This is a genomic window from Protofrankia symbiont of Coriaria myrtifolia (assembly GCF_900634755.1).
Taxonomy (GTDB): Bacteria; Actinomycetota; Actinomycetes; order Frankiales; family Frankiaceae; genus Protofrankia; species Protofrankia coriariae.
Genome location: NZ_CAAAFS010000294.1, coordinates 8947 through 12351 on the forward strand (window position 1 = coordinate 8947; position 3405 = coordinate 12351).

At 71.3% G+C, this 3405-nt stretch carries 3 protein-coding genes; all 3 read right to left on the reverse strand.

Annotated elements, in window-relative coordinates; all coding sequences use genetic code 11:
• Window positions 1-1343, reverse strand: a 1343-nt coding sequence (locus CM1CMNOD_RS23285) for a SulP family inorganic anion transporter (RefSeq protein WP_242625464.1), incomplete at its 3' end; no start/stop codon positions are given.
• Window positions 1344-1663: 320 nt separating this feature from the next.
• Entirely contained in the window at window positions 1664-2587 is a 924-nt protein-coding gene (locus CM1CMNOD_RS16500) for an intradiol ring-cleavage dioxygenase (protein WP_043603941.1), read from the reverse strand.
• 242 nt (window positions 2588-2829) lie between these two features.
• On the reverse strand, window positions 2830-3405 hold a 576-nt coding region (locus tag CM1CMNOD_RS16505), incomplete at its 5' end, for a DHHA1 domain-containing protein (RefSeq protein WP_241245653.1).

Sequence of the window (3405 nt, forward strand, 5' to 3'; positions counted from 1 at the left end):
CGGACGAGGTGGATGCTGGACCACAGCACCCGGCGCAGGATCAGGCCGAGCGCGGTGACCAGGCCGAGCGCGACGCCCTGCAGCAGGTCGAGAGCGACGACACCAACCAGGGTGACGACGTACACGGGCAGCTCGCCGTGCCGACGCACATGGTGCAGATGGGAGATGTCGACCAGCCGGATCCCCACGACCACCAGCAGCCCGGCCAGGGCGGCCAGGGGGATCCACTCGACCACCCCGCCGAGGAACACGGCGAACAGCAGCACCCACACACCGTGCAGGATCGCCGATGCCCGCGTCCTCGCCCCGGCGGCGACGTTGGTGGAACTACGGACGATGACGCCGGTGACCGGCAGGCCGCCGGCGAGACCGGAGAGGATGTTGGCCGATCCCTGGCCGAACAGCTCACGGTTGAGGCTGACCGGGCGCTGCCCGGGACGGCGCGCGCCGGGGAGCTTCTCCACCGCGACCGCCGACAGCAGGGATTCGACGCTCGCGACAACGGCGACGGTGAGAACGCCGACTATGATCCCGCCCCAGGCGCCGTCCGGGAATCTCGGCAGCGGCAGCGAGCCGAGGATCGAGCTGGGCAGATCGACCCGGGGCAGGTCGAGATGGAACGCGGCGGCGACGGCGGTCCCGACGGTGACCGCGGCCAGCGGCGCGGGAATCGCCCGCAGCTGCCTGGGCAGCACCTTGGCCAGCCGGGACCACAGCAGGATGATCGCCATCGTCACGATACCGACCAGCGTCGCGGCGTTGTGGTTGTCGATGATCTGCCCGGGCAGCGTCGCGATGTTGTCCAGGGCGTGGCTTTCCGGTTCACCGCCGAGCACGACGTGCAACTGCCCGAAGACGATGGTCAGCCCGATACCGCCGAGCATGCCGTGCACGATCGCGGGCGAGACCGCGACCGCCGCGCGGGCGACGCGGCTGACCGCGAACAGGATCTGTACCACGCCCGCGGCGACGGTCACCGCGCAGGTGACCCGCCATCCATAGCTGGACACCAGGCCCGCGACGATGACCGTCAGCCCTGCCGCGGGGCCGCTGACCTGCAACGGGGCACCGCCGAGCGCGCCGGCGACGATCCCGCCGACCACGGCGGAGATGAGACCGGCGGCGACCGGCGCGCCCGAGGCGACCGCGATGCCCAGCGACAGCGGCATCGCGACCAGGAACACCACCAGCGACGCCTGCAGGTCGGGCCGGAAGGTACCGGGCACGAGCGAGCGCCGGCGGGCCCGGCCGCGGCCGGCCTCCTCCGGCGGGCCGGGCGGCGAATGGCTGTGCTGTGACAACGATGATGCTGATGGTGACAACGGGACAGGTGGGACGGCCACGCGACGCTCCTCGGGGTCGGGTCAGCACCGGACAGGGCTGTCGCGATGGAGCGGCTCCGAAAGGGTCGCTGAAGACGGCCGTATCCACGTCGAAGCCGGCCCGTGGGCGACGTCCGCCCGCATCCGACCGCCAATCCGGGTCCTGTCGGTGATGGCCCTGCCACCGGCAGGGCCATCACATGCAGTAACTAGTTGATGCACTCTGAAGAACGAAGGAGAGCCGATCCAAGTTTCCGGCTGTGACGTTCACCTCAGAAGGGACAAAACGCCCACCTTCCAGTTCTTGATCCAACTGCGCAGGCCTGAGGGCCGCGCGGCCCTCAGGACCGCTGCCCCGGGGGGAAGCCGCCAGGTCTGCCATATCCACCGGAGCCACCGGGCACGCCGCCGCCGGTCGGAGTGGTGGTGGTGTCGACCCCGGCGACGAGGGAAACGCTGTAACCACTGGTGACGTCACCGGTGACGGCACCGAGCTGGCGCGCGCCCCCGTCGTCGCCGAAGACGTTGTCGCTGTCCAGGCTGACCTTCGAGATGTTCTGGGCTGAGGCCGCGTAGTCCTGCCGGGCGTAGACCGTGGCGCAGACGTCCCCGGGGAGGGCGATCTGCGAGGTGGCGATGGCGTTCGCGGCGTCGGTGATACTGGCGGAGTCGGGGTAGACCTCGAAGTGGACGTGTGGCCAGCGGCCGTCGTAGCAGGCCGGGAAGATAGTGGTGAAACGCACCCGCCCCGCGGAGTCGGCGATCTGGACGCCGCGCAGGTAGTTCTGGTCGGTGACCCCTTCGGAGTAGAGGGAGTACCGGCCCTCGCGATCACAGTGCCAGACGTAGACGGCCACGCCCGTGAAGGGGCTGCCGCCCTTCGCCAGGTCCTGAATGACCAGTTCGATCGTCATGGGGACGCCCTCGGCGGTACCGCTGGCCCCACCGAAGCTCGACCGGATGTCGCCGCGCACGATGCCGCTGTCGTCCAGCACGTTCGGGCCGTTGGAGCCGTCACCCGGGTAGGGGCCGGCGGTCTCGTCCGGGATCTCACCCGACGTGGCGGCCGCCGCCGACGATGACGACGCGGACGCCGACGATGACGAACCGCTGCCGCACGCCGCGAGGCCGGCCGCGGTGACGCCGAGGCCGAACAGCCGCAGCATCTGCCGGCGGCCCAGCAGGGTCCCGATGTCGAAACCGAGGCCCTGGTCGACGATGTCCTCGTCCGGCCTGGCCACGGGCCGGCCCTCGTATGTCGCCATTCGTCGGCGTTGCTGTCCGTTCGACACCACATGCTCCGATCACGGCTGTCCGTCTGGTCTGTCTGCCTCCTGCGGGTTCCACTGTGGACACGAACCAGAAGAACTGGCTGTGCCTGGGCGAAGAACTGGCTGTGCCTGAGCTGAGCTGTGCCTGAGCTGTCCGTGCCCGGGCTCAGAATGCGCTGCGGAGCTGGTGGCGATACCTCGGAAGGGACCCCGCCGGGCGGCCGTCGGCAGGTGCGTCAGCCGTTGACGACCGCCTGCCGCTGGACCACCGCCTGCCGGACGCCGACCAACGCGTCCGCGATGGCGTCCGGGTTGCTGCCGCCGCCCTGGGCGAGGTCGTCCTTGCCGCCGCCACCACCACCGAGGATCTTCGCGGCACCGCGGACGAGCTCCCCGGCCCGGATCCCGCGTTCCCGCGCCGGGCCGTTGGTGGCCGCCACGATGACCGGCCGTCCGCTGGCCGCGGCCGCGACCGCGACGACGGCCGGGCGGTCCGCCGGCACCCGACCACGGATGTCGATGGCGAGCTTGCGCAGGTCGTCCGCTGAGGTGCCGTCCGCGGCCCGGTGGGTGACCAGCGCGGTCCCGCCGACGTCCTCGGCCGCCCGGGCGAGGTCGCCCGCGATGGCCAGCACCTGCGCGGCCCGCAGCTTCTCCAGCTCCTTTTCGGCCTCCCGCAGCCGGCCGAGCACCTGGGACAGCCGCTCGGGCACGTCCGCCCGCGGGGCCTTGAGCACATCGGTGATCTGCGAGACGAGCACGGCCTCCCGGGCCAGGTAGCGGTAGGCGTCCAGGCCGACGAGGGCCTCCAC

Bases quoted from the DNA above. Each gene is read 5' to 3' on its own strand.
- CM1CMNOD_RS16500 (WP_043603941.1), bottom strand. From the start codon at position 2,587: ATGGCGACATACGAGGGCCGGCCCGTGGCCAGGCCGGACGAGGACATC.